Genomic DNA, 24,519 nt, shown 5'->3' on the forward strand with positions numbered 1-24,519 from the left:
GAGAGCATATAAAAACTATGGCTCAATATGGATTCCAGTCAGTTGGCGTTGTTAGGCGACCAGCAGTTCCAAGAGAGGTCTGAGCAAGCCTTTGCCCCGAATGCGGACGTTATGCACGAACTGAAAGAAGCCCAGGTAGAGCGGCAGCTTTTCTTGCGAAATTCCTCGATGGGGTCGCAACCAGGAACGCAACAGGGACCAGAAACCCTCAGCGGTATTAACATGAATCTCATGGAAGCCATCGCCATCGTCGTCGCGGGCGTATTCACCCCGGCTGTGACACACCGTATGATGATCAAAGCCCCAATCCTTCAATGGGTTATAGATTGCATATTCATCGGTATACACCCGGGTTCCCGGGGCGATGAAAGTCTGAAGGAGCGGTTGGATGGTCGCTTGCTGGACATTATCCAGCATCCGGACGACCACCGCGCCGCCGCGCTCAATCATGCCGAGAATCGGCGGCTTTTCCTGCTCCAGGGTGCCTCGACCCCGTGCCCCCTTCAGCCGGCGACGCCGCCCGCGGCGGCCTTTTTTTTCACCGCGTCCGGATGCCCTTTATGCCCGGCCACCATATAGACCTCGTCGCATTCCACTTCCCCCGCCAAGGTGGGTTCGGGTTGGCGGGCGACGATACCTTGGCGCAGTTGCTCGGTCATCCGCTGCACGTCGTCCGGATTCAACGCCAACTCTTGGGCAATCTGGGCATTAGACAAGTTCAAACCCATAAAATATAAACATAATATCCAAATTCGTAACGGCGGGTGGTGGCCGGCCAACACCGTCCCGGTTAGATCGTCAAAAGAGCGATGGCACCCGGCACACCGATATTTCTGTCGCGCCGGTTGGGTCGTGTCGTGACCCTGCTTCGTCACGTTCGCCGCCCCACAATGGGGGCAGTGAACCCCATCGGGCCAGCGCAGTTGGCGGACCGTTTCGTAACACCGGACATCGTCCAGTAGATTCTGAAGGTTGATCATCGACGGGAAACCTGGAGCGCGGCGGTTCAAAACCTCTTCAGTGTAGCTCCTGTCCCTTGGCAGGGCGAGCCATCTTCAACAGCCTGGAATCCATATTGAGCCTTGACTTTTTGAGCGGCTTTTGCTTTATTTTGATAAATGAATCACCGGTCGCCCTGACCGCGCCGATTCCCGCGTCCGACCCAGACGCGGCAAGCGCCACCCGGAGCGTCAGGGATGTCCGGGGACCACGGGGGCGTTGGCCAACCCGTCAAAATCCGCAACGAACGCTGTGGGGTGTCGCGTGGGGTGTTCGGCCCGACGCCGCCAGCGAAAGCCTCTTTGGAGGGGCGTCCCCGTTGGGTGCGTTCCTCATGCGGTCGGCATGACCGCCATACCCGGTTAAACCGGCGGGGGATTGAAGCCTCCCCCGTGCGGGTTCCTCTGCGAGGCGCGGCCCTGCGCCGTCGTATTGTCGTGTCTTGCGTGATCGCGGCGTCCTGCGTGGATGCGGATCGTCGTCCCGCGTGTACGCTGGACGAGATTCCGGTTGATCCCCGGTGTCGTTCTCCCCTTTCGCGCACGTCCCCGTTGCGCCGCACCCCGGCGCGCCCCGGTGGCGTGATGTCGCGTCGTGTCCTGTGCCCTTTCCCTTGCAAAACCCCCTGACGGCGATTGCCGTCCCGAATTCCGGGCCACTGCATCAGCGATGGCCTTCCTCGGTTTTAAACGGTTCCGGTCCCGTCCATGGCCGGGGAGCGTGCTTCGGGCGCTCTTGAAACTTCCCGAATCCTGGCGTCGCCGGCCCCCAGGCTAAGCAACGGGCGAGCGCGGCAGCATCCTGCCGAGAGAGGACCCGGCCTGGCTGGCGGTGAGGCGAAACACCGGCAAAACCCGATTCGCCATGGGAATGGAACGGCCCCCCATGTCAATCCAGGCCGATTCAGCCGTGGCCCTACGGCTTCAACGAGGTGGGTGAAAGGTGTGTTGTGGACGTGAAGGTAGAAGTGAAGATGGAAGATGAAGGTGAAAGTGAAGATGAAGATGAAGATGAAGATGAAAGTGAACCTGCAAACGGAGGATCAACCGACCGCCGTGGCCCTACGGCTTTAACCCGGTGGGCGAGATGCGAAATGCGTGATGTGGACGTGAAGGTAGAAGTGAAGATGGAAGATGAAGGCGAAAGTGAAGATGAACCTGCAAACGGAGGATCAACCGACCGCCGTGGCCCTACGGCTTCATCAAGGTGGGCGAAATGTGTGATGTGAACGGTGAACCGTGAAGTGCAAAGCATGAAAGGTGAAAGAGGAACGATGTGATGAATGAATTGGCGATAAAAACCGGCGCGACGCCGGAGGAAGCGGCCGCGTTGATCGCGGCGTTGCGGAGCCTGATGGACCTGGAGGACGGGGAGTTGTACACCCTGCGCAAAGGGATGTTCCATCGCGTCACCCGCAGTGAGGACGACAACGGCTTGCGCCGGATCAAGATCATGGAGGCGGCGTATGACGATGCCGCCCGTGTCGCCAAACGGTTGCGCCCGCGGATGCGTGGCTATCGGCCCGATCCGGCGTTGGTGATTTCAGCGTTCGTCCAATATGCGGCGCATTTGGAGGACGCTGAAGAGATTGCCTTGGATTATCTCCAGTGGGTGTTTAGTCGCACGGAGCCGGAGCCGGAGCCGGAGCCGAACGGGCCGGCGGATTCCAAATCCGTCCCGGACGGTGAAGGCCAGAAGGCAGGTTCCCCGGCCTATTAATCCACCCACCCCCTTAGAAGAACGCCGTCAGCTCGTCCGCAGGACGGAAGTTGCCGGAACGGCAAGTCACGAACGGTGACGGCCCTTCGGTGGCGCGTTCACCCCCGATGCCATTCGGGCGGTCGAGGAAAGGAGAACGAAGTGATGATGAAGCAAGACAGGACAGTCCGGCTCCTTCAAGGAGTCTGGCCCGCGCCGGCGACGGTTCGGGACGGGAGCGTCTTCCGGGCAAGACCCCTGTTGCTGGTACAGCCCTCAAGCATGGCCCGCGTTTAACCGGTTTCGTTTTTTAATGGCGTGCGTTTTTTAAAGGTTCGAGCAAGACCATGAGATGGTCCAGCGAAGGTGCAGGCGCAGCGCCCACCCCACCGCCGCACGGCCGGCGCGCGCGGGCGTTCACCTCGCTCAATGCCTTGCTCAAGCGCCATCTGCGGCGCAGCGCCGACGGGCGCAAGGTGGTCAGCCACGCCACCATGGCCGACCGGTCGGAGTTTTTCTCGCGCATGATCCGCCAACTGCATGACCTGGGCTACGCGCTGACCGATGTCCAGCATCTCAAGCCCAAGCATATCGAAGCCTTGATGCGTCTCTGGGAACGGCAGGGGTTGTCGGCGTCGACCCTGCAAAAGCGCTTTTCCTATCTGACCCTGCTGTGCGGCTGGATCGGCAAGGCGTCCATGCTCCGGCCGGGCGCGTCCTACCTGGACGATCCGACCCGTTATCAGCGCACCTACACGGCCGATCACGATCATTCCTGGACGGCGGCGGGCGTCGATCCCGCGGCGAAGATCGCCGCGATTGAAAACGACGATCCGGCGGTGGCGCGGGTCCTGCGTCTGCAACATGCTTTCGGGTTGCGGATTCAGGAAGCGTCGCTGCTCAATCCGGCGCGCGATACCGTGAACGCCACGCAGCTTCGGGTGATGGCCGGCACCAAGGGCGGCCGGCCGCGCGTCGTGCCGATCGAGACCGAGGCCCAACGCGCCGTGCTGGCCGAAGCCCAAGAGTACGCCGCACAGACCCGACGGTCGATGATTCCCCTCGACTATGACCTCAAGCAATGGCTGGCCCACTGTTATCATGTCCTGGCCCGGCATGGCGTTACGCGCAAAGACGGTCTGGTGAGCCACGGCTTGCGGCATCAGTACGCCAACGACCAGTACGAAGCCGCGACCGGCGAACCCGCGCCCGTGCGCGGCGGCGGACCGGTCGATCCAGCCCTGCAGCGCCAGGTGCAATGCGATGTGGCGAGCCGCCTGGGTCACGCCCGGCCGGGGATTACCACTGCCTATTACGGCACACCGGACGCTGTGGGTGGGGCGGTGGCGCGGGCCGTGGGACCGACCGCCGCTTCCGCCCAAACCCGGCGTTCTGAACTGCGCGTCCAACAGCAGCTCTTGGCGGCGCGACTCCACGATCCGATCGGGCAACGAGCCAACGGTGCGGGCGCGGTGAGCACCCACACCCTGCGACAACGCTGGACGGTGCTCCATCGACTGCTGGCGCTCTGGGCAGACGCCGGCGTGCCGTTGTCCACCCCGGACGCCCTGAGCGAAGCGCATATCGCGGTGCTGCACCGGCATTGGTCCGCCCGGCCTGACCAAAACGCCGCCACCGTCCGCAACCAGGCCCAACTGCTGGCCCAGCTTTGTGGCTGGCTGGCGCGGCCAGACTTGATCCCGCTCGCCCGTGCGGCGGGGCAGCCGCCGATCGCCAATGAAAACGCTCCGCGTCCTCCGTGTCCGCTGAGCGAGGATGCCATCGCCGAGCGGATCGCACGCATCCGTGCGGAAGATCCAGTAGTAGCCGTGCAGATCGAACTCGTGCGCGGGATCGGTCTGACCCATCGCCAGGCGGCCCGGCTGCAACCGGCGGCGTCCTACCGGGACGGGGTGCTCGATGTGTTCTGGGAGACGCCCAAGGATCAAGTGCTGCGCTTCGCCGTCACCGGTGAACGTGCCCAGGCCGTGCTCAACGCCGCTTTGGCCTTGCGGCCGGAACCCGATCAAGCGGTGTGTCCGGTGGAGCAAAGCCTGCCATCCTGGCTGCGTCATGTTTATCATCTGCTGCGCGCGGTAGGTCGCATTGGGGTGCCGGGTGAACCGACTTTGGCCGCGTTGAAAGACCCCGCCGCACCCACGCCGGTGGTGTTGCCGCGCGAGATCTGGCTGCTGGAGCGGGCGGGATTGACGGTTCCGGGGCGGCGGTCGTGATGGCGCGTGGCGCCCCCGTTCGACCCGGTTGTGCCTGCTGAAGTATCCCCTGCAAGGGGCGATGGCCCAATCAGTCTTCACAGAAACGCTTTTTTCAGGAAAGCACCGATCCGAATCGCCGCCGATCGCGCGCCTTCAATTCAAACGCTTCAAATAGTCTTTCAGTTGCTGTAACTCGTCTGGCCCCAAGCCGCGCAGGCGTTCTTCCGGTCCCAGGCCACGCAAGCGTTCCTCGGGTGAGAAGCGTTGAAAGACCTCCTCCGGTCCCAAGCCGCGCAGACGCTCGTCGGGGTCGAGCCGAGCGAGGAACGCCTGCCGTTCCTCGGGTGTCAGACCCTGTAACAAGTCCTGATGGGCTTCGCGAATGAACTCGTCCATCGTATAAGCCATGCTCGGTTCCTCCAAAACGTAAACGAGGTACAATTGTCGCATAAGCTCCCGTGCGCCGGTATGCCGCCAGGGATAGTGCTGTGCGCCATGCCGAATCCGATCTTGTTGGACGCTGAACAGTTCCCAGGCGGCGTTGCGCGGGTGACGGTCAATGGCGCTGAGGACGATCAAGCGCACCGGGTGTGTGCCCCAGAGGACGTCGAACACTCCGGGCCATGCGGTGGGGATCAGCGGGACCTGCGCCGCCAATCCCTGCGGAAACCGGGTGGCGACCGCGTAGAGTTGGAAGTCGGCTTCTGGCGGCAACGGCGCGCCCCGGCTCAAGAGTTTCCGGTAGTTCACGTAATGCCCGATCAATTCGTCCAGCGCCCAGGCGTCCGATGCCTCGTGCTGAGATTTATAGGTCAGCAAGTTATGGACGCGCAAGCCCTCCAAACCATCGGGCAGTTCCCAGTCAGGGCGTGATAACGTTGGTTCCCCAGCGGCCTGTTCGATGATCACCACGTCCAGCAGTTGGCTTTGCAACGCCAGTTCCTTTTCCAGTTCCACCCGCCAAGGGGTCGCGCGGAACACATCGGTCAGGGTAATGCCGAACAGGCGATGCCATTGGCGAATGCGGTCGGATGTCATGGCATGGCCTCGGTCTTGACGGTTTGCGCGGCCAGGGTCGCCCGTTCCGGGTCGGCCCTTTCGGCCGTAACCCGGTCAGCGGCCGGGGAGAAGCGGATAGGAACGTGCGCGTTGTGCATGAAAACAGGGTACCGCTTCAGGCCGTTTTGGCCAATCCCCTGGGGTCGGGACCGGTCTGTGAGAGGATCATTCGATCTTCTCACGAGTTTGTGTCCAGGCCCGCGCGTTAACAAGGGCGCTGCGCCCGCCCCGTCGATTGCCGAAAACGCCACATGATTTTCCCGGCCTCCTTCCTGGAGGCCAGGAACGTCCCGCGTCCCCGATGGATACTGGAGCCGATTTACGCCTGCGGCGGCACTCACGCCATGCGCCTGGATACTTGCGAGAAATGGCGATGAGGTGTTGCTTGGGGTGGGGTTCTGAATCAATCAGGATCGGGGTTATGAAGGAAAACTGCATTTATCTTGGTAATTTGCGCGTACAAGCTAGGGAGATCGCCCTGAATCGTCTTCCAAATGATTTCCAGATCCACTGTATCGTAGCCGTGCGAGACGCGGTTACGCATGGTGTACATCACGAGCCAAGGGATGTCGTCGTGCTGGGCCGCGAACTCTGGAGCCACGCGCTGGATATTGTTCGACGCTTCGCCAATGATTTCGATGTTGCGGATCACAGCATCCTGAACCAGTTCGCTGTTCAGGAAAGCGATCTCGTCCATGTCTGCTATATACCGGTCAATGCGCTTAATGGCTTTGAGGATATGCCCGAGGTAGTCCGGGACGCGCAGCGCCTTGCTCATACCGGTATCGCCTCGGAGAGTACATGGCTGCGGAATGTGTCGGGTAAGGCTTTTGGCGTCAGTACATCAACCGATACGCCAAGAAGGCGTTGCAGTTCCACCTGGATGGCAGCCACATCCATCAACGTTGTTTCCGGCGTTGGATCAATAAGAATATCTAGATCGCTGTTTTCGGTATCCAGGCCGCGCAGCACAGAACCGAACACCCGCGCATTCTGGGCGCGGTGCGACTCGACCACGCGCCGAATCACGGCGCGGTTTGAGGCTAAGGCTTCAGATGGCTTCATAGTTTCGATGGGTGGTAAGTGAACCGCCCCGGGTTTCGAGAAGACCCGGAGGTGTGAGTCAGACCGGCAGGGTCTGCTCGGAAAGTTGTTGATCATAGTTTGCCTCAGCTTCTGCCGGAGGGATATAACCGATCGCTTCCAGTCGCCGCGGGTGGTTAAACCCAGCGACCCCTTCCAAGGTCGCAAGTTCGACGGCTTCCCGGCTTTTCCAGGGTGCCTGGTGATGGATCAATTCCGCCTTGTACAGACCATTGAGGGTCTCGGCCAAGGCGTTGTCATCGCTGTCCCCCTGGCTGCCGACGGACGGTTCAATACCGGCTTCCGCCAAGCGTTCGGTATAACGGATTGCAACCTATTGTGAGCCTCGGTCCAAGCTTTGCGAACCGAGGGGCCGTAAAGACGGAGAAAATTCATGTCATCCATCACGACCGAACTGACCGGACTCTTGAACAAGGTCCAGCGTCCCGGCGATTTTTACGCGACCGGATCAAACGAACTGTTCGCGCCATCTTTGGAGGTGGACGGCGTCGGTTCCATCGCTCTGCCGTTGTTGCCGATCCAGGCCAAGCAACTGATCGCCGTCGCCGAGCAGGCGCCCTACGGCCAGGGCGAGGAAACCCTCGTTGATACCCGCGTGCGACGCACCTGGCAGATCGATGCCACCCAGGTTCATATTGGAGGTCGAAACTGGCCACGTACCTTGGAGAGCATCGTCGAGCGGGCTGCCGAGGGTCTGGGCGTCACCCAGCCGGTGGTGGCGGAACTGTACAAGCTACTGGTGTACGACGTGGGTAGCTTCTTCGTGAGTCATCGCGATACCGAGAAGGCGCCTGGCATGTTTGCCACCCTCATCATCGTGTTGCCCTCCCTGTATACAGGCGGTGAACTACAGGTGTGCCACCGCGACCGGGATGTCCAACTTGATCTGCGCAACCCGGAACCCTCGGAAGTGACCTTCGCCGCGTTCTACGCCGATTGCGTGCATGAAGTCTTGCCCATCGCGTCCGGTTGCCGGCTGACGCTGGTCTACAACTTGCTGCTGCGTCCCGGCAAGGGCCATCTCCCCGAACCGCCCCGCTACGAGACCGAACGGGCCGCCCTAGCGGACCTGTTGCAACAATGGGCTGCCGACAAGGCATCATCCGACGACGACGCGCCCGAAAAACTAATTTACCCCCTCCACCATGCCTATACTCCGGCAGGACTCGCCTTCGACGCATTGAAAGGTGCGGACGCCGCCACCGCGTCCGTATTGGTCCCGGCAGCAGCACAGGCTGACTGTGACCTCCATCTGGCGCTGGCCTCCATTGCAGAAAGCGGCAGCGCCGAATACACCGGCGGCTATTACGGTTCACGCCGCCGCTGGGGGCGATCTGATGAAGACGAGGAGGATGAAGAATTTGAAGTCGGTGAAATCTTCGACCGACGCGCTACGTTGACCGAATGGCGGCGACCGGACGGCGGCTCGTCGGATCTGGGCGCCCTTCCTTTCGAGGAAAACGAACTGTGTCCGCCCGACGCCTTCGACGATCTGGAGCCCGACGAGCAGCACTTTCACGAAGCGACCGGTAACGAGGGCGCCTCCTTCGAGCGAACCTACCGCCGGGCGGGCCTGGTGTTGTGGCCGCGCGGGCGGCGGCTCGCGGTGCTCAACCAAGCGGGTTTGCCAGCCACTTTGCCCTATCTGGGCGAACTGACCCAACGCTGGGCCGAGAGCGGTGAAGGCCCGGAATCGTCCCTGTGGCGGGAAGCGCATGAACTGACCGGACACATGCTGCGCACTTGGCCAAAAGAAGGACGCCATTGGCGAACCGACACCCAGAGTACGGAGGCCAAGGTGTTGGCTCTTCTGAACCGATTGCGAGATACGGCACGCATCGACGCTTTTCTAGCCGACCTTTCCGCCACTGGCCGATACAGTCTGGGCGACAATGCAGCCCTGGTCCAGGCTATCGGTCTCCTACCACCGCCACGCGCCGCCGAACGGATCGAGCGCATCATCGCTGCGAATGCGGGGCCAGCCCTCGGCGCCTGTGGTGATCTGCTGGCTCGCTGCGCCGCCGTGGCGCGGGACACCCACTGTGGGGTGGATTTTCTCCCCGCCGCCCAGGCCCTGATCGACGCTTTGCCCGGCGATCCAGCGCGGACGCCGCGGCACGATTCCTGGCGCCAGCCGCCACCGGTGGAACCCGGTTTCGTCGTCGATCTCATGACTGCTTTGAACCAGCTCGACGCGGGGCTAGCTGATCGCGCGGCGGATTACATTCTGGCATGGCCTCAGACCTATGGGCCGGATCCCGTGCTTATTCCTGCCACCCTTATTCTGACCGACCGGGCAGCGAGCCGGGACGGGACGGCGGTTCGCCGCCTGCGCGCTGCCAGCCTGGCGCACCTGCGCGCCCGGATCGCGGAACCGCTGGAACCGCCGCGCGACTGGACGCGGTCCAGTACGCTGGCCTGCCGGTGTCCACATTGCAGCGAACTCAGCCGCTTCCTGGCCGATCCCGACCGCAAGATGTGGACCTTCAAAGCCGCCCAAGCGGCCCGCGCTCATGTGGAGGATTCGATCCGGCGCGGTGCATGCGACCTGGATCGGGTCACCGATCAGCACGGCCGTCCTTACAGCCTGATCTGCACCAAGAACCAGGCCAGTTATGAACAGCGGATGCAACAGCGTAAGAAGGACCTTGAGGATGTGGCGCGGCTTGAGGTAGCGCCAACTTGAAAACATAGGGTACCGTCGCTGGAGAAGTTCGCCGTAAGACCCTGGCGGCCGGCACCCCGTGGTCACTGGCCGACGGTTTAATCGCCGCCATGGCGCATACGCAGGGCTTTGCTGTCGCCACACGCGACACGGCCCCCTTTCGGGCCGCCGGGGTCGAAGTGATCGACTCCTGGGAATATCGCGGGTCAGCCTGACCTCCCGGTTCCGGAGCTGACCATTACCCACATTTATTCACGGAGTTGCTGACTCGCATAGACGCCGGCACGGAAGCCGGCGACGAGCACGCTCAATGCCTGTAATCCTCGCCATAAGGTCCGCACACCGGGCATCCCATCCCTTTTTCGGTTCAAATGCCCTTCCAAGCGACCGATCCACAGCACCGCCTGACGGATTGTCACCTGTTCAATCGGCAACGGTTTTTTTTGGCCAAAATGATTCACTAACGCCTCGACTTCTTCGATCGGTAATATAGTAAAACAGTTTTTATGCAGTTTGAAATACTACTGATAAAGATTCAAAAAGACTCTTATGATTTGGAAGAATTTTTCTCAATCTTCTCTTCAGAAGAGCCCAATGATTTTCGATAGGATTAAGATCCGGTGAATCAGGAGGTAAAAATAGCAATTGATGTCAATTTTCTTCAATAACGCTTCGTGTTTCTTCAGATTTATGAAAACTCGCATTATCCATAATAAGAATACACTTTTCAGGAAGCTCAGGAATTAAACATCTCTCAATCCACGCGTTAAATACTTCTGTATCCGTATAAAATGAATACATGAGCGGTGCAAGAATCTCTTGATTCAGCAAGCCTGCAATCAGATTGAGTTTCTCGGTCGGCCTGCCGTGCTTGTCATCCAAAATGAGGTCACCTCTCTTACTCCAACCATATTCACTTTTGATATTATTGTGAAAACCACATTCATCAATATAAACAATAGGCTGTTCTTCATCTCCTCGGGATTTGTTCCGCCTTAGTTGCTCAATAAATTTCGCTCTTTTCTGTTCATCCCTTTCTGCATAAAGAAAGGTTTTTTATAAGTGACTCCTAGCATCTTTAATCTCGCTTGAATCGAGGAGGGCTTCACAGAAAAATGCTCTGCCATTTCCTTGATTGTTGCCGAAGGATGCTGGCTAATGTAATCATTGAGGTCCGAATAACTAAATTTCCTCGCTCGGAATCGAGTCCTTTGTTTTGGCTTAATATCCCCCGTTTGTGAATATTGCCGAATCCAACGATTGAGTGTATCCATGCCGATTTTGAATATCGCAATAATATTCATTTTAGGCATGCCCAATAGATAACTCCGTATCACTCTCATTCTCATTGTCTTGCTAATAGTTATCCACACAAAAATCATGCTGGAGCTTTTTCAGGATTAGCGTATTGAGTATCAGGGAGCCTAAAAAATGATTTGACCCTTTCCTGAAATTCTTTTAGCTTTTCCAAAGCAGAATAAACGCGCGCTCTGAAATCAGCCCGGTTTTTAATTGGCTCCTTTTCCAGATGATCATTTTTGATCTCATTCCAAACCTGTTCATCCGGATTTAACTCTGGCGAGTGGGGGGGAAGAAAGAACAAGCGGATTTGTTTTCGATGCGTCTCAAGAAAGGCTTTGACTTCTTTCGAGGTATGATAAGACGCATTGTCCGTGATGACAATTAATGGGCGCTCTCGACCCTCTAATGCCTTCTCTAAAAAGGCAATGAAAACCCCACTCACTCATTTTTGAGTGGTCACTTCAAATATTAACTCGCCCGTCGCCGTAACCATCGATAAAATGTGAAACCCACCCCGGTCATCACTCACTTTAATTTCAGGCGGATGACCGACTAAGCCCCACGTCCGTCCAGAACGCGTATGGCCTTGAACCCATGACTCATCCTGAAACGCAATATCCGCTCCAAGTTCTTGAGCCCGCTTCTGAATCTCTTTAAATTCTTCATTAATAAACTTTTTAACTTCCTCCTGATCCTGGTTTAAGGCATGATAACAAGGTTTTTGACAACTCAGTCCTAATTGATGTAAATGCAGACGAACCGTGGCATCCGATACCCATAAACCAAAGTACTCTTTCAATAAATTAACCATGATCTCTAAAGTCCATAAAACCGTATCATAGCCATGATCCGCCGGCGTCGTATTGAGTATCGTTTCTTTTAACCATCGATCAATATCCGGAGTCATCACACACGTGGCGCCGAGCGCTTTCCGGGTATCCAGGGCTTCTTCTCCTTCATAACGATAGTTGCGAAGCCAATCATAAATACTCGTTCGGTCGATACCCAAAAAATCAGCAACAAGCTCCGGACCATAATGCTTCTCTTCGACCGCGCGAACCGCAATACGCCGGATGTAATTCATCACTTCATCCGGTATTTTACGTGCATCAAACATCCATTCCGCGTTCATTGCCGCACCTCCTCTATAAATTTAGAGTCTCTAAAGAGGTCTTCTATAGTTATTAGGCAATTTGATTAACGCTCAGTTCGTTGATAATGTAGGGATAATCGTTGGCAAGCCTATAGCCTCGTTTTAGCCCAATTTCATCCCCTTTGGCTATATGAAAATCAATGAGTTAGTTTCAATACAGCTTCTCAGCGCGTGGCGCGGCGAGCGCGCTTGGAGCAGTTCTGGCCATGGCTGCTCGGCGGGGGCGTTCTGATGGCGCTGGCGCTGGTGGTCGTGACCGGAGTGGCCTTGGGCTATGGTCGCCAACAAGGCTATACGACCGGTTACACCGAGGGCTATGCTTTGGGTTTACAACAAGCGCAAGCGTCGGCCCGCCGGCATTCTCCGTCCGATTCCTCTCTAACCCAAGCGCATTGAAGCGAACGCCGGCGCTAACCTCGACGGCGGTGGCCACGCAAGTGCGCCAGCGGTGACGCAGCGATTTACAGGCCTCGGGGAATACGGTGGGTCGAATCGAGCGGTAGACGCCTTCCACCAGGCGTTGCGTGAGGAATTTTTCAAAGGAACCCCCTGTCATGAACGAAAACCCTGTTGATGAGACCGATCTGATCTTGCGGCTCGATCCGCGCCGCACGGCGCTGCTGGCGGGCCATGCGAATACCCTGGAAGTGCTGGTGCGCGTTCAGGCGCCGCCTCGTCCGGAGCAGGACGGCGAGCCGCGTCTGCCCTTTAATCTGGCGTTCGTGCTGGATCGTTCCGGTTCGATGCGCGGTCAGCCGCTGGCGGAAGCCTGCCGCTGCGCCCAGGCCATGATCGAACGCCTGGACACGCGCGATCAGGCCGCGTTGGTGGTGTTCGATCATCGTGTGAAGGTCTTGGTCGCCAGCCAGCCGGTCACCGATCCGCGCGTGTTTTACCGGGCGCTGGCGACGGTTCATGACGGGGGCCAAACCGATCTACACGGCGGCTGGGTCCAGGGCGCGGCGGAAGTGGCCCGCACCCTGCTCGCCGAGGGTCTCAACCGGATCGTGCTGTTGTCCGATGGTCATGCGAATAACGGGTTATGTGACTTGCCGGAAATCGCCCGGCAATGCGCGGAGCTGGCGAGTAACGGCGTGACCACCTCCACCTATGGCCTCGGCCACCATTTCAACGAAGAACTCATGGTTGAGATGGCCAAGGCCGGCCAAGGCAATGCCTACTACAGCGAAACCGCTGACGATCTGCTGGACAAGTTCGAAGAGGAATTTGCCTTGATGCAGGCGCTGTACGCGCGACAGTTGCAATTGGCCGTGCGCACCCCGCCGGGCGTTCAGGCGGAACTACTGAACCCTTACCGATCATGGGGCAATGGCCTTTGGCGACTGCCGGATCTGGCCTACGACAGCGAGGCTTGGGCCTTATTGCGCCTTCAGATCAGTCGCCCAGCGCTCGATGCGGCCGGGGACGAACCCGGGTCGGTGCTGGAAGTGGAGCTGGCCTGGACCGATCTGGACGGACAAACCCGGCGCAGTCCATGCGCTACATTGGCGCTGCCGATCCTGCCTGCCGCCGCGTTTGGCGCAATCGCCGAGGATGCGCGGGTCATCGCCCGGCTGACGGAACTGGAAAGCGCCGACTTGCAACTCCAGGCACGCACGGCGGCTCGCCAGGGCGACTGGGCGCGTGTTGAACAATTACTGGATCGTGCCAAACGGTTGGCGCACGATCACCCCTGGCTGGAGACCGTGGTGCGCGAAATGGAGCAACTCGTCGCCGCGCGCGACGAAGAACGGTTCAGTAAGGAAAGCTATTACTCGTCGCAGCGGATGTCGAACCGGCTGGCGGTGAAGGATGAGTCGCCTCAGGACGCCACGTCGGACCAAGGGCCGGCGTTTTTGCGGCGCCAGTCCCGGCAAGGCAAGAAGCGGCCCTCATGAACTCGACAACGCCTGTCGCGCTGGTCACCGGCGGAGCCCGGGGGATCGGCCAAGGCATCGTGCGCCGGCTCCTTGAACGGCAGTATGCGGTGGTCATCGCGGACCATGACGTTGAGGGCGGAGAAAGCGTCTGCGCCGCCGGTCGATCGCGGGGGCCGGTCCAGTTCGTAGCCACCGATGTGGCGGATGAGGCAGCGGTTCGGCACAGTGTGGCGGTCGTGGCCGAAACCTTTGGCCGTCTTGATGCCCTGGTGAATAATGCGGGCATCGCCGACCCGCCCCGGCAGCCCGTCGATGTCCTGGATCTGGCGCTGTGGCATCGGGTGATCAGCGTCAACCTAACGGGCAGTCTGCTCATGGTCAAGCACAGCGTCCCGCTGTTGCGAGCCTACCGGGGCGCCATCGTCAACATCGCCTCAACCCGCGCCCTGCAATCCGAGGCCCACACCGAGGCGTATGCGGCGTCCAAGGGAGGCCTAGTTGCCTTGACCCATGCCTTGGCGATCAGTCTGGGGCCGGACATCCGGGTCAACTGCATCAGCCCTGGCTGGATCGATGGGGGACACAGTCTGTTGCGCCCGGCGGATCATGCCCAGCATCCGGTGGGGCGCGTCGGTCAGCCTGACGATATTGCGGCGCTGGTGACGTTCCTGCTGTCCGCCGAGGCGGGCTTTATTACGGGCCAGAATTTCATCGTGGATGGGGGCATGACCCGGAAAATGATTTATTGGGATTGAGCGCGTCCAGGGCCGTCAACGCTTCCAGCGCGCCGACCGGCAACAGCACGCCGCGGGTCGGCGGTTCGGTGTCGTGGGGATTGATGCGGATTAATCGCCATGCCGTGTATTCACATTCCCGCCGCACGGTGGCGATGGTGGTTCCCGCGCCCAACTCAATCGCTACCAATCGCTGATCCTGGACGGTGCGCAACCAGGTCTTATAGCGGCGATGTTGGGTCTCATAGCGAGAACGCCGCCAGTCGCCGTCATAGAACATCAGAATATTGGGTCGGGCCAGCGCGCTGCACTGGGGACAACGGGGTAAGGCCGACCGCGCGCGGAAGGTGTGCGGATCGATGTCCAATTCCACCGCATCCGCCGGCCAGGTCTCCGGGCAGCCGGCATGGCATTGCAGGTGATGAAGCGAGCCATGGCATTCATAAACCGGTTCGGGCACGAACCCGGCGCGCTGGAAATGGCCATCCACATTGCTGGTCATGACGAAAGCGCCGAGCGGCATCGCTTCGGCCCAGCGGCGCAGGATCGCAAACCCAGCATGGGGCGGATGCTGGCGATAGAGATTCAAGCGATGGCCATAGAAGCCCCAGGCCAATTCCGGATCACTCGTGAAAGTCTCCGGAGTGGCGATGTCCATAAAGGAACGGCCCTGATAGGCGGGGTAGGCCGACCAGAAGCCTTGCGTCCCGCGAAAGGCCGGCAGGCCGGAATCGACGCCCATCCCAGCCCCGGCGCCAATGAGCAGCGCTTCGGCATCGGTCAGGTACTGGGCGGCGGTGGGGTAGTCAGGAGAACTGGAAGGGGTTCTGTTGCGTTAATTTTTTTCGAGCACGATTGGGTAACCCTTGCAGGTTATTAGGCAGCCAGTGAATAAAATTGTCCTGCGGCGGAGAGATTCGTCCCTTCGGCCATGATCATTTGGCCCTTCTTGATCATGTGCAGGAGTTCGATGCCCCGCAGGGTGGTCCGAGCAGAATGAAAGCCTTTGAACCCCAGCATGGGGCGGACGATCCGTTTAACGGCGCGATGATCTTGTTCCACTAAATTATTTAAGTACTTGTTTTGGCGAATCTCAATGGCGGCGCCCGTCTCCTCCTGGAGTGCATCCAGGGCAGCGGTGTTAGCGCCACTCTTATCGATCGTGACTTTGTCCGGAAGACCGTGCTGCCGTATCGCCTTTTTGAGAAAGCGCAGGGCGGCTTTCTTATCGCGATGCGCCGTGAACAGGAAGTCGATCGTCTGGCCGTCTCGATCAACCGCGCGGTAGAGGTACTTCCACTGGCCTTTGACCTTAATGTAGGTCTCATCCATCCGCCAACTTGTGCCCACCGGGCGCTTTTGTCCTTTGCGGAAAGCCGCTTCCAACTGCGGCGTAAACTTCTGGACCCAGCGGTAGACGCTGGAATGATCCACGTCGACACCCCGCTCCGCCAGCATCTCTTCCAGGTTCCGATAGCTCAACGGATAGGCGAGGTACCAACGGACACTCGTTAGGATGATGTCTCGTTCAAAGCGGTGGCCTCTAAAATCGATCATGCGGGTTCTCAAGTCAGGACAGGGGCCGTGTAGCTTACCGAAATCCGACCCTATCAGCTAACGCAACAGAACCGGATGTGTTGGACCTGTACGCCGAACCCGATGATCCTCAATACCCCCAAGTGTGCTTCGATGAAAGTCCGGTGCAATTGACCAGCGAAACCCGCTGTCCTCAACCCGCCCGCCCGGGTCAACCGGCGCGCTATGACTGTGAATACAAACGCGAAGGCACCGCCAATTTATTTCTATTCGTACAACCCTTGCGCGGGTGGCGTCATGTTAATGTCACGAAACAGCGCACCAAACGCGATTTTGCCCAGCAAATGCAGCAACTCGTTGATGTGTACTTTCCGAAGGCGGAGCGAATCCGGTTGGTCGTGGATAACCTCAATACCCACACTCCTGCGGCCTTGTATAGTGTCTTTTCTCCAGAGGAAGCCCGCCGGATCACCCGCAAGCTCGAATTTCATTACACCCCCAAGCATGGCAGTTGGCTCAATATGGCGGAATGTGAGTTCGCTGTTCTCGCCGGCCAGTGTTTGAATCGCCGCATTGCGAACCTCGAAACTTTGCGGAAGGAAATCGCCGCTTGGCAAGGCCCACGCAACCTACGTCAGACCAAAATCCACTGGCAGTTCGGCACCGACTTGGCCCGGGTCAAACTCAAGCGCCTCTATCCTCCCTTGAAATCTTCTGAAACCCCGGTGGACCTAGAAACCTCTGAACCTGTCAAAACTTCTGTGTCAGCCCACTAGAGACCCTGTTGGCGACGTGGCAGGGTTATGTGTGGCGTCAGGCCGTCGCCGTCCAGGTGGCCGGGCGGGCTGTCTTGTTGGGTGATCATACGCTGGTGGTCAAGGATGGGGGGCGTATGCCAGGCGTCGTGTCGTTACATGACGCTTCAGAAACCCAGCACAAGCCATCGTACTTCCGCGGGCACTGCTGGGGCGCGATCGGGGTGGTGGTTGGCGCACTCGATGCTTGTTTTTGTTTGCCTTTAGCCCTGCGCATGCATCAAGGCTTTTGCCATTTAGGTCAGGTGGAACCGACTTCACCCCAAAGGGGCGCGGACCCGAGCCTGCCCGAGCGGGTGGTGCAGATGGCCCTGACGTTGACCATCGATCAGGATGGCCCCGCATTTTTAGTCTTGGATGCCTTTTTCTCGATCGCGGGGGTCTTTCGCTTGGCCCAATCCGTTTATTCCATCGCCTTGAAGCAACCGTATTTGGTGATCGTGGCCCGGGCCAAGAAAAATTACGTCGCCTATTTTCCGGCGACCCCGAAGCCGGCCGGCCGGCCCGGACCACAACCCCGTTATGGCGAGAAAGTCCATCTGATAGAAGTTTTTGATTATCCACAAGGTTTTGACGAGGTCGAGTGTTGCGTCTATGGCCAGCGGGAACGGGTGCGGTTGATGAGCGTCCCCTTACTCTGGAAGCCCCTCGGCGACGCCCTCCTGTTCATCTTCGCGATCACCTCGCGCGGCCCTTTGGTCCTCATGTGCTCCGATCTGAGCCTCTCACCCATCACCGCGTTGGAACTCTATTGTGTCCGCACCCGCATCGAAATTCTGTTCGCGGTATTAAAGCAGCTCCTGGGCGCTTTTTGTTTTCACTTCTGGACTTCACACCTACCACGCCATGCCCGCCGTCCGACCCGGAATCGGTCGCTCAAGGCCCCGGTGATTGAGCGTCAGCCCACGGTCGCCGCCTGTTGGCAAGCCTATGAAGTCTTCGTCTTCTGCGCCGTGGTCGCCCAAGGCTTGTTGCAGCTGATCGCTCTGCGCTTTGGCCCTGAAGTCTGGCAACAACATCGGTTCTATCTGCGCACCCGTTCCCGCGACCTGCCCTCGGAGAAAACAGTCCGGCAAGTCCTCGCTCCTCAGGTGATCAAACCACTTCTCGATCTCCCACCAAACAGTCTCATCGCGCAGATCCGACACGCTTTCCAAGGTACCACGGAGGAGGAACCGGCCGACCCGCCTTCGATCGTCTGAATCCTTGCTCAAATCACTCGGTTAAATAATGTATTCTTGGCTGATTAACCTTCAGTCAGGGGCGGTCTTGTTCGACGATTAGACCGAGAACTTACGACTGAGGAGCAAGGTTATTCTGTCTTGAAAAAACAGAGAGAGGGGAAATATCGCCCTCATTTTATTTATGCACCAACGCCCATCCACGCCGTCCCGAACGGCGATGTTCCCGTTGGTCAGCGCATTGCCGCCCAGCGCAGCGAAGGTGTTGATCGGTAACACAGTGTGCGGCACTTCAGCACGTGCGGCCACCTGTGCGGCGCAGGCCAGTTCAATGCGGTGGCGCTGGCCGTAATCGAAGGTGACGGTCTCGACCGCGCCGGTGCCGAACCGCTTCAGCGCCCAGTACAGACACGTCGTGGAATCCTGCCCGCCGGATAGAACAACGAGAGCACTCTTCATCACCCACACCCTCCCCTCGGAATTTTTCTCAAACGGACTTAATGGAAATTCAACCACTTTCAGGATGTCTTCTTGCATCGGTTCCATGCCAGCAGTGACATTCAGCATGACCGGCGTTTCCTGGATCATGACCTATTCGGCGAGGCCGTGGAGCCTCTTTGTACCTTGCGCGCCATCCTGACCTGGCGAGCCAAAGGACGGTATGACTCGACTATCAAGTTTTCTTTCCTTGACAGAACTTGAAATATGGGGTTCATGCCGCGCAAGCGACCGCCCGATACTTCAATGAGGGGGTCGGTTCCAATCGACCTAAATCTCGGCCATTCATGTGCTTGGCGGAGTCGCGCAAGGGAAAGAGGTGTTTAGCGGCGGTGAGGATTTCCTCTAAGCGTTGATGGGGATTTTCCGCATGAGCGACCCCGCGCATCACCTCGATCAGCGCTTCCATCCGCGTGTGCTGTTGCAGGCTCCCCACGGTGCACGCGGGGCGCTGATGTTCCAAACGGGCTGGTTGCTCGGGGTGAAGGAGGAGGGCGTGGTCCAACAGCAGACTCAGGGTCAGGCCGCGGCTTGATCCTTCTTCGTCCCACTGTGGGGCCAACTGCCCCCATCCTTCATGTAACTTCCAGTCCTCAAGGAAAACCTCAATTAACCAACGCAAAGTATACGCTGATGCAATATCGACCGCTCGCCAACTCAGATCGCTGGCCACTAAATACCGATAATCTTCCTCGCCAGGATACTTGAGCGCGACCACAAAGCGTTTTTGCTGATGCGCGTTGACATACAGCCGCGCACTCCCCAGGATCACGGTCACCGCTTCCCCGCCTCGGAGGCGTATGGTCTGGGTCACCCCAGGATAGGTGGCAAAATAATGGGCCACCGTCATCTCCCGTTGGCGAAACCGGATTTTCTGCGTCTTCTGCAGTTGGCTGATGACTTGCGTCTGCGGCCACTGGGCCATGACCCGATTCATCCACTCCGCGCTGCCGTATAACGCATCCGCCAGCACCGCCTTCACCCGAACGGTCGGATGGTAAAACGCAAACGCCTGTAACAACTGGATGAGGAGATCCAGTTTGCTCGGATAGGCTGGGTTCGGCGCCGGCTTCGCCGGCCGCGCGGCTTTTTCACCCCCTGTTTTTTCAGGGCTTCGTCCGCGGTCTTCCACGCCGTAAGCGCGGGGTCCGGTTGATAGAACGCAAATCCGACCGCTAAACTGACCTTGGCCGTCACGAGGTAAAGCAATACCACCGTTTGACCATTAAACCAACCCCCGGTCTTTTTATCGAAAATCTTGTGCGCCGCGAAAATCCGCTTCGTCACTTTGGCGCGCGGATGATCGCTATCGTCGCCCACCAACACGCCCTCCGTGATCCCATACTTCTTCAAAATCAGTAAGATGCTGACATGAAACAGCAGCGGCCAGAGAATCTTGCTCTGCCGGAACATCCAGGATAATGCGGCTTGTTTATACCCGCCTAAGCCGACGCGTTCAAATCCTGCCCAACACACCTGATTAGAGAGCAGAATCCCGGTGAGACAAAAGCTTAGCCAGTAACGCTGAATGGTCGATAGCTTGTGGTTTGCCGCACATTCCCGAATTCCCTGATCCAATTGTTCAACAAATTCCGTGATGAACGCGAGGGGCTGGGTGAAAATCATTCGGGTCCTCCTGCACAAACCGTTGTGATAAGGTATAGCTCGATCTTATCCAACAAGGTTTGTCAACCTAAAAATCCTTGATAGTCGAGTATGATGATCTGACCGCCTTCAGCGACCCCCAGGCATTGCAGCCACTCAACGGGCAGGTTGCGCTGATCACCTGCCATCGTTCTCCATCACCCCCGGATTCCGTCGCATGATGCCGCCTTCCAGGGTTCTGTTGCGTTAGCTGATAGGGTCGGATTTCGGTAAGCTACACGGCCCCTGTCCTGACTTGAGAACCCGCATGATCGATTTTAGAGGCCACCGCTTTGAACGAGACATCATCCTAACGAGTGTCCGTTGGTACCTCGCCTATCCGTTGAGCTATCGGAACCTGGAAGAGATGCTGGCGGAGCGGGGTGTCGACGTGGATCATTCCAGCGTCTACCGCTGGGTCCAGAAGTTTACGCCGCAGTTGGAAGCGGCTTTCCGCAAAGGACAAAAGCGCCCGGTGGGCACAAGTTGGCGGATGGATGAGACCTACATTAAGGTCAAAGGCCAGTGGAAGTACCTCTACCGCGCGGTTGATCGAGACGGCCAGACGATCGACTTCCTGTTCACGGCGCATCGCGATAAGAAAGCCGCCCTGCGCTTTCTCAAAAAGGCGATACGGCAGCACGGTCTTCCGGACAAAGTCACGATCGATAAGAGTGGCGCTAACACCGCTGCCCTGGATGCACTCCAGGAGGAGACGGGCGCCGCCATTGAGATTCGCCAAAACAAGTACTTAAATAATTTAGTGGAACAAGATCATCGCGCCGTTAAACGGATCGTCCGCCCCATGCTGGGGTTCAAAGGCTTTCATTCTGCTCGGACCACCCTGCGGGGCATCGAACTCCTGCACATGATCAAGAAGGGCCAAATGATCATGGCCGAAGGGACGAATCTCTCCGCCGCAGGACAATTTTATTCACTGGCTGCCTAATAACCTGCAAGGGTTACCCAATCGTGCTCGAAAAAAATTAACGCAACAGAACCTCCCGCAGGCGTGTGCGGTGCCAGCGAGCGGAATTCCCTTGGCCACCGCCGGCAGACCGATTTTCCACAGCGAGAAACTGAAATCGCGCACCAGTCGCCGATGCTCCTCCCGCGCCGCCGGCAAGCGCGCCGGATCGTAATCCAGTTGAGGATAACGGGCATCATTAGTCTGAGCGACGACGCGATTGGCGGGATCGGAACCGTCCTCGGTTTGCAAGAAGAAACCGTAGGCGCGATGACCAAGCGCACGGGCGAACCCACGCGGCACGAACCCCGGAATCAAGGTGCTGAGCAACTCGCCATCGAAACCCAGGGGCTGAATGCTGCTGTGCGGCAACCGGTCGTTCAACAGCAACAGGGTCTTCCGCAGCAGATCAGTCTTGGGCGTGGCGGAAAAGGCTAGCACGGCGCTGAGCAAGTGGGATTTGTAGTTTCGCCCCACCGCGTCCGCGTACGGCAGCCGCTGGGCTAAACCGCTATCAGCCAAATAGCCTTGCAACAAGCGCGGCGAATGCAACGCGCCCGCCGCCAGTAACACCGTATCGGCTTGGAATTCGTCGCCTTCTTCGGCGCGAACCCCGATCAACCGCTCGGGCCGTTCGGGGTCGAAGATGAAATCGCACACTGCCTGCCCGGTCAGGATGGTGAGGTTGGGCAACTGCTGAACCCGCTCCAGTAAGGCGAGCTGGCTGTCGGCCTTCAAGTTCTTGACCGAAGCGAAAGCGTCGAAATGCGCGGCTTCTTCGCGATGTTCGACGATGCTGGAATCCAGGGCCAGCGCCAGGGGCCGGGCGTTCCAACCGGCTCCGTTGCGAGTCAGCTTGCCGACGATGGTTTGTAGATCCGGCTCCGGCTCGAATTGATGGACACCCAGCAAGCTTTCGGCCTGCTCGTAGTAGGGTTCCAGTTCCCGATACGCAATCGGCCAGGGCAAACATTGATGCGCCGGTTCGGCCTCGAACTCATGCGGCTCGAAACGCGCTAGAGCCGCGCCGTACCACTTGGTCTTGCCGCCCAGATTGAAATATTCCTCCGGCTCGAAGGTCTGGCCGTTCTTGTCGAACCAGCGCTCCTTGCTCTTGAAAATTCCTTGCCGGATCACCTTGTCCACGTCCAGGGTGCTGCCATCGCGCGGGAGCTCCCGTCCCTTCTCCAGCAGCAGAACCCGGCGACCCGCGTTCGCCAGACGGTAGGCCGCCGCCGACCCGCCCGCGCCGGAGCCGACGATGAGGACGTCATAGCATTCGTTCATATCAACCCCCCTGATCGAAGCCCGGATAAAGAGTCATACCGCCATCCACATACAGCGTGGCGCCGGTGACGTAATCGGAGGCGTCGGAGGCGAGCCATACTGTGGCGCGGGCGATGTCCTCCGGCTCCCCAACGCGACGGCAGGGAATCAGCTTCAGCAGTTCCGCCTCGGCTTCGGGCGTCATCCAGGCGGCGGTGTTGATCGGCGTCTTGATCGCGCCGGGCGAGATGGCGTTGACCCGGATGCGCTGCGGCGCGAGTTCCTGAGCCATGGTTTTCATCAACAGGCTGACGCCGCCCTTGGATGCGGCATAGTTGGCGTGTCCGGCCCACGGAATGACATCGTGGACCGAGGACATACAGATAATTTTGCCGGCGACGCGCGACAGTTCCGGCACGACGCCGCGATGGAGGAACTCGCGCACGGCGGCGCGGGAACAAAGGAACTGACCGGTCAAATTGATCGCGATGACCTGTTGCCAATCGGCCAGGCTCATTTCGACCAGCGGTGCATCTTTTTGCAGGCCGGCATTGTTGACCAGGATATCAATGCTGCCCCAGATCTTGATCATCTGGGCAAACATCGCCTCAACCTCCTCTTCCCGACTGACGTCGGCGCGCATCGCCAGCGCCTCGCCGCCAGCCGCCCGGATCTGTTCGACCACGGCCTGCGCCCGATCCGCGCCGCCGGCGTAGTTGACGACGACTTTAGCGCCAGCCTCTGCCAGCGCTTTGGCGATAGCGGCGCCAATACCGGAACTGGCGCCGGTCACCAGGGCGCGCTGGCCTTTTAGAACGGGATCGCAAGCAGGGGTTGTCGACATGGAGATTCTCCTTAAGGTAACGATTCAACGAATGATTTAAAAGGACAAGACGGTTTTAACCGCTGGGGGTCGCAACGGAAACTGCTTGGTTTTGTTGCGAACGGCCAGGCTCAGCAAGGCGGGCGATAGATCCAAGCTATACACGCCTCCCATTCTCCATTTTCCTGGATAAACTGGGGTCGCACCGGTGGCGGCAGAAACGGATAGCTGACTCATGACATCACCTCATAGCCGATAAAATACGATGAATCATCGAGTCGCCGCCCAGTCATCCAAGCTGGAAAACTCGGCAAGCGATCTCGGCTGATCGGAATTTAGCTGCGGTCATTAAACGCGTGCGCAATAACCGAAAGCCTGTTGGGGATGGAAGACTCAACAGCAGCGCTAGAATTACCCTTAGTCACTGTGTAGTCCGTCCGGTCGTTAAAACCACTGACCGTCGCCATCGTGTCGACGTGTCGAACATTTCGCGTACTTGGGGTAGTGGTGCTGGAATAAACATTGCTGATAGCATTCACATAGGAACTGCCGTGATTAAAAGGCTCCGCTAGCGTAGTCGTGCTCAGGGTCAAGCCGGAGGTCAGAATCAATAGGGTGGTGGCGATGGTTTTATTCATGGGGTAACTCCTTAAAATCAGGCTGGCTTAGGGATAACATCGTTGGTTGATTGTAATTTAGCAATGTCCATGCCAACGAAAATAATTATATTATTAATAATAATATTAATAACTTAAAAATAAATATTTCAATGACGGCCAGTTGAAGGCGCAACGGATTCCGCGATATATCGCAAGACCGCTGAATAGCGCGGTTGATGGCCATCGCTTGCGAAATGATCGTTGATACTTCAGTTTTTCGACGGAAAATAAAGGGGTTTTACAAGGAAATAGAAGCGGATAAACAGACGCGAAAACCATCGGTCGAAAACCGATGGTAGGAGAGATAAAAGCGGGGGCTG

General features: G+C 58.4%; 26 protein-coding genes and 3 pseudogenes. 11 read left to right on the forward strand and 18 right to left on the reverse strand.

Going from position 1 to position 24,519, the window contains the following annotated elements; genetic code table 11:
- Window positions 1–51 precede the first annotated feature (51 nt).
- Window positions 52–980 (reverse strand): annotated as a pseudogene (locus H6973_18805) (IS1595 family transposase).
- Window positions 981–1,196: 216 nt separating this feature from the next.
- Between H6973_18805 and H6973_18810 the strand changes: the two are divergent.
- From H6973_18810 to H6973_18825, 4 genes are all read left to right on the forward strand, one after another.
- Complete coding sequence (locus tag H6973_18810; GenBank protein ID MCP5127594.1) at window positions 1,197–1,628, forward strand: hypothetical protein; 432 nt, start codon at window positions 1,197–1,199, stop codon at window positions 1,626–1,628.
- 326 nt (window positions 1,629–1,954) lie between these two features.
- Window positions 1,955–2,227 (forward strand): hypothetical protein, encoded by a 273-nt coding sequence (locus H6973_18815; protein ID MCP5127595.1) that lies wholly within the window; start codon window positions 1,955–1,957, stop codon window positions 2,225–2,227.
- Between the two features lie 47 nt (window positions 2,228–2,274).
- Window positions 2,275–2,718: a hypothetical protein gene (locus tag H6973_18820; protein MCP5127596.1), complete on the forward strand. Its 444-nt coding sequence runs from the start codon at window positions 2,275–2,277 to the stop codon at window positions 2,716–2,718.
- A 326-nt stretch (window positions 2,719–3,044) separates the two neighbouring features.
- Window positions 3,045–4,931, forward strand: coding sequence for an integrase domain-containing protein (locus H6973_18825; GenBank protein MCP5127597.1), 1,887 nt, complete (start codon window positions 3,045–3,047; stop codon window positions 4,929–4,931).
- A 135-nt stretch (window positions 4,932–5,066) separates the two neighbouring features.
- Here H6973_18825 and H6973_18830 read toward each other — a convergent pair whose 3' ends face one another.
- The 4 genes and pseudogenes from H6973_18830 to H6973_18845 form a co-directional block, all read right to left on the reverse strand.
- Window positions 5,067–5,951, reverse strand: coding sequence for a hypothetical protein (locus tag H6973_18830; protein ID MCP5127598.1), 885 nt, complete (start codon window positions 5,949–5,951; stop codon window positions 5,067–5,069).
- A 424-nt stretch (window positions 5,952–6,375) separates the two neighbouring features.
- Window positions 6,376–6,750, reverse strand: coding sequence for a DUF86 domain-containing protein (locus tag H6973_18835; GenBank protein ID MCP5127599.1), 375 nt, complete (start codon window positions 6,748–6,750; stop codon window positions 6,376–6,378).
- On the reverse strand, window positions 6,747–7,037 hold the full coding sequence (locus H6973_18840) for a nucleotidyltransferase family protein (protein ID MCP5127600.1): 291 nt from the start codon (window positions 7,035–7,037) through the stop codon (window positions 6,747–6,749). The genes H6973_18835 and H6973_18840 overlap by 4 nt, the downstream gene beginning before the upstream one ends.
- Window positions 7,038–7,095: 58 nt before the next feature.
- Window positions 7,096–7,407 (reverse strand): annotated as a pseudogene (locus H6973_18845) (transposase).
- Between the two features lie 42 nt (window positions 7,408–7,449).
- On the opposite strand from H6973_18845, the gene H6973_18850 reads away from it, so the two are divergent.
- The gene (locus H6973_18850) at window positions 7,450–9,762 is read left to right on the forward strand and encodes a 2OG-Fe(II) oxygenase (protein ID MCP5127601.1); all 2,313 of its coding nucleotides are present in this window, start codon (window positions 7,450–7,452) and stop codon (window positions 9,760–9,762) included.
- A 227-nt stretch (window positions 9,763–9,989) separates the two neighbouring features.
- On the opposite strand, the gene H6973_18855 is transcribed toward H6973_18850, so the two are convergent.
- From H6973_18855 to H6973_18880, 6 genes are read right to left on the reverse strand one after another with little or no spacing between them, the layout of a single operon-like run.
- The gene (locus H6973_18855) at window positions 9,990–10,202 is read right to left on the reverse strand and encodes a hypothetical protein (GenBank protein MCP5127602.1); all 213 of its coding nucleotides are present in this window, start codon (window positions 10,200–10,202) and stop codon (window positions 9,990–9,992) included.
- Window positions 10,203–10,245: 43 nt separating this feature from the next.
- Window positions 10,246–10,386: a transposase gene (locus H6973_18860; protein MCP5127603.1), complete on the reverse strand. Its 141-nt coding sequence runs from the start codon at window positions 10,384–10,386 to the stop codon at window positions 10,246–10,248.
- Between the two features lie 6 nt (window positions 10,387–10,392).
- Window positions 10,393–10,749: a transposase gene (locus H6973_18865; protein ID MCP5127604.1), complete on the reverse strand. Its 357-nt coding sequence runs from the start codon at window positions 10,747–10,749 to the stop codon at window positions 10,393–10,395.
- Entirely contained in the window at window positions 10,737–11,060 is a 324-nt protein-coding gene (locus H6973_18870; protein ID MCP5127605.1) for a hypothetical protein, read from the reverse strand. Before H6973_18870 ends, H6973_18865 begins: the two co-directional genes overlap by 13 nt.
- Window positions 11,061–11,119: 59 nt before the next feature.
- Window positions 11,120–11,485 carry a transposase gene (locus H6973_18875; GenBank protein ID MCP5127606.1) on the reverse strand — a complete coding sequence of 122 codons (366 nt, stop codon included), beginning with the start codon at window positions 11,483–11,485 and terminating at the stop codon, window positions 11,120–11,122.
- Window positions 11,486–12,175 carry an IS630 family transposase gene (locus H6973_18880; protein ID MCP5127607.1) on the reverse strand — a complete coding sequence of 230 codons (690 nt, stop codon included), beginning with the start codon at window positions 12,173–12,175 and terminating at the stop codon, window positions 11,486–11,488.
- Between the two features lie 210 nt (window positions 12,176–12,385).
- On the opposite strand from H6973_18880, the gene H6973_18885 reads away from it, so the two are divergent.
- From H6973_18885 to H6973_18895, 3 genes are all read left to right on the forward strand, one after another.
- Window positions 12,386–12,592 (forward strand): hypothetical protein, encoded by a 207-nt coding sequence (locus tag H6973_18885; GenBank protein MCP5127608.1) that lies wholly within the window; start codon window positions 12,386–12,388, stop codon window positions 12,590–12,592.
- Between the two features lie 158 nt (window positions 12,593–12,750).
- The gene (locus H6973_18890; GenBank protein MCP5127609.1) at window positions 12,751–14,094 is read left to right on the forward strand and encodes a VWA domain-containing protein; all 1,344 of its coding nucleotides are present in this window, start codon (window positions 12,751–12,753) and stop codon (window positions 14,092–14,094) included.
- Window positions 14,091–14,831: an SDR family oxidoreductase gene (locus H6973_18895; protein MCP5127610.1), complete on the forward strand. Its 741-nt coding sequence runs from the start codon at window positions 14,091–14,093 to the stop codon at window positions 14,829–14,831. Before H6973_18890 ends, H6973_18895 begins: the two co-directional genes overlap by 4 nt.
- Here the strand turns inward: H6973_18895 and H6973_18900 are convergent.
- Both H6973_18900 and H6973_18905 read right to left on the reverse strand, forming a co-directional pair.
- Window positions 14,785–15,552 (reverse strand): NAD-dependent protein deacetylase, encoded by a 768-nt coding sequence (locus H6973_18900; protein ID MCP5127611.1) that lies wholly within the window; start codon window positions 15,550–15,552, stop codon window positions 14,785–14,787. The genes H6973_18895 and H6973_18900 overlap by 47 nt on opposite strands.
- A gap of 134 nt (window positions 15,553–15,686) precedes the next feature.
- Window positions 15,687–16,367: an IS6 family transposase gene (locus H6973_18905; GenBank protein MCP5127612.1), complete on the reverse strand. Its 681-nt coding sequence runs from the start codon at window positions 16,365–16,367 to the stop codon at window positions 15,687–15,689.
- A gap of 77 nt (window positions 16,368–16,444) precedes the next feature.
- On the opposite strand from H6973_18905, the gene H6973_18910 reads away from it, so the two are divergent.
- Entirely contained in the window at window positions 16,445–17,122 is a 678-nt protein-coding gene (locus H6973_18910) for an IS630 family transposase (protein ID MCP5127613.1), read from the forward strand.
- 8 nt (window positions 17,123–17,130) lie between these two features.
- Window positions 17,131–18,363, forward strand: coding sequence for a hypothetical protein (locus H6973_18915; GenBank protein ID MCP5127614.1), 1,233 nt, complete (start codon window positions 17,131–17,133; stop codon window positions 18,361–18,363).
- A gap of 78 nt (window positions 18,364–18,441) precedes the next feature.
- Here H6973_18915 and H6973_18920 read toward each other — a convergent pair whose 3' ends face one another.
- Both H6973_18920 and H6973_18925 read right to left on the reverse strand, forming a co-directional pair.
- Entirely contained in the window at window positions 18,442–18,801 is a 360-nt protein-coding gene (locus H6973_18920) for a 7-cyano-7-deazaguanine synthase (protein MCP5127615.1), read from the reverse strand.
- Between the two features lie 253 nt (window positions 18,802–19,054).
- A pseudogene (locus H6973_18925) lies at window positions 19,055–20,466 on the reverse strand (transposase).
- A 286-nt stretch (window positions 20,467–20,752) separates the two neighbouring features.
- Between H6973_18925 and H6973_18930 the strand changes: the two are divergent.
- A complete protein-coding gene (locus H6973_18930; protein ID MCP5127616.1) occupies window positions 20,753–21,433 on the forward strand; it encodes an IS6 family transposase in 681 nt (226 codons plus the stop codon).
- On the opposite strand, the gene H6973_18935 is transcribed toward H6973_18930, so the two are convergent.
- From H6973_18935 to H6973_18945, 3 genes are all read right to left on the reverse strand, one after another.
- Entirely contained in the window at window positions 21,419–22,738 is a 1,320-nt protein-coding gene (locus H6973_18935) for a GMC family oxidoreductase (GenBank protein ID MCP5127617.1), read from the reverse strand. The genes H6973_18930 and H6973_18935 overlap by 15 nt on opposite strands.
- A 1-nt stretch (window position 22,739) precedes the next feature.
- Window positions 22,740–23,561 (reverse strand): SDR family oxidoreductase, encoded by an 822-nt coding sequence (locus tag H6973_18940; protein MCP5127618.1) that lies wholly within the window; start codon window positions 23,559–23,561, stop codon window positions 22,740–22,742.
- Between the two features lie 314 nt (window positions 23,562–23,875).
- On the reverse strand, window positions 23,876–24,178 hold the full coding sequence (locus H6973_18945; protein ID MCP5127619.1) for a hypothetical protein: 303 nt from the start codon (window positions 24,176–24,178) through the stop codon (window positions 23,876–23,878).
- Window positions 24,179–24,519: the final 341 nt, after the last annotated feature.

This window comes from Gammaproteobacteria bacterium (assembly GCA_024235095.1).
Taxonomy (GTDB): Bacteria; Pseudomonadota; Gammaproteobacteria; order Competibacterales; family Competibacteraceae; genus UBA2383.

Excerpts from the sequence above, each read along its gene's own strand:
- H6973_18810 (MCP5127594.1), top strand. The coding sequence starts at position 1,197 with ATGTCCGGGGACCACGGGGGCGTTGGCCAACCCGTCAAAATCCGCAAC.
- H6973_18825 (MCP5127597.1), top strand. The coding sequence starts at position 3,045 with ATGAGATGGTCCAGCGAAGGTGCAGGCGCAGCGCCCACCCCACCGCCG.
- H6973_18830 (MCP5127598.1), bottom strand. The coding sequence starts at position 5,951 with ATGACATCCGACCGCATTCGCCAATGGCATCGCCTGTTCGGCATTACC.
- H6973_18835 (MCP5127599.1), bottom strand. The coding sequence starts at position 6,750 with ATGAGCAAGGCGCTGCGCGTCCCGGACTACCTCGGGCATATCCTCAAA.
- H6973_18840 (MCP5127600.1), bottom strand. The coding sequence starts at position 7,037 with ATGAAGCCATCTGAAGCCTTAGCCTCAAACCGCGCCGTGATTCGGCGC.
- H6973_18850 (MCP5127601.1), top strand. The coding sequence starts at position 7,450 with ATGTCATCCATCACGACCGAACTGACCGGACTCTTGAACAAGGTCCAG.
- H6973_18880 (MCP5127607.1), bottom strand. The coding sequence starts at position 12,175 with ATGAACGCGGAATGGATGTTTGATGCACGTAAAATACCGGATGAAGTG.
- H6973_18890 (MCP5127609.1), top strand. The coding sequence starts at position 12,751 with ATGAACGAAAACCCTGTTGATGAGACCGATCTGATCTTGCGGCTCGAT.
- H6973_18895 (MCP5127610.1), top strand. The coding sequence starts at position 14,091 with ATGAACTCGACAACGCCTGTCGCGCTGGTCACCGGCGGAGCCCGGGGG.
- H6973_18900 (MCP5127611.1), bottom strand. The coding sequence starts at position 15,552 with ATGGGCGTCGATTCCGGCCTGCCGGCCTTTCGCGGGACGCAAGGCTTC.
- H6973_18905 (MCP5127612.1), bottom strand. The coding sequence starts at position 16,367 with ATGATCGATTTTAGAGGCCACCGCTTTGAACGAGACATCATCCTAACG.
- H6973_18920 (MCP5127615.1), bottom strand. The coding sequence starts at position 18,801 with ATGAAGAGTGCTCTCGTTGTTCTATCCGGCGGGCAGGATTCCACGACG.
- H6973_18930 (MCP5127616.1), top strand. The coding sequence starts at position 20,753 with ATGATCGATTTTAGAGGCCACCGCTTTGAACGAGACATCATCCTAACG.
- H6973_18935 (MCP5127617.1), bottom strand. The coding sequence starts at position 22,738 with ATGAACGAATGCTATGACGTCCTCATCGTCGGCTCCGGCGCGGGCGGG.
- H6973_18940 (MCP5127618.1), bottom strand. The coding sequence starts at position 23,561 with ATGTCGACAACCCCTGCTTGCGATCCCGTTCTAAAAGGCCAGCGCGCC.
- H6973_18945 (MCP5127619.1), bottom strand. The coding sequence starts at position 24,178 with ATGAATAAAACCATCGCCACCACCCTATTGATTCTGACCTCCGGCTTG.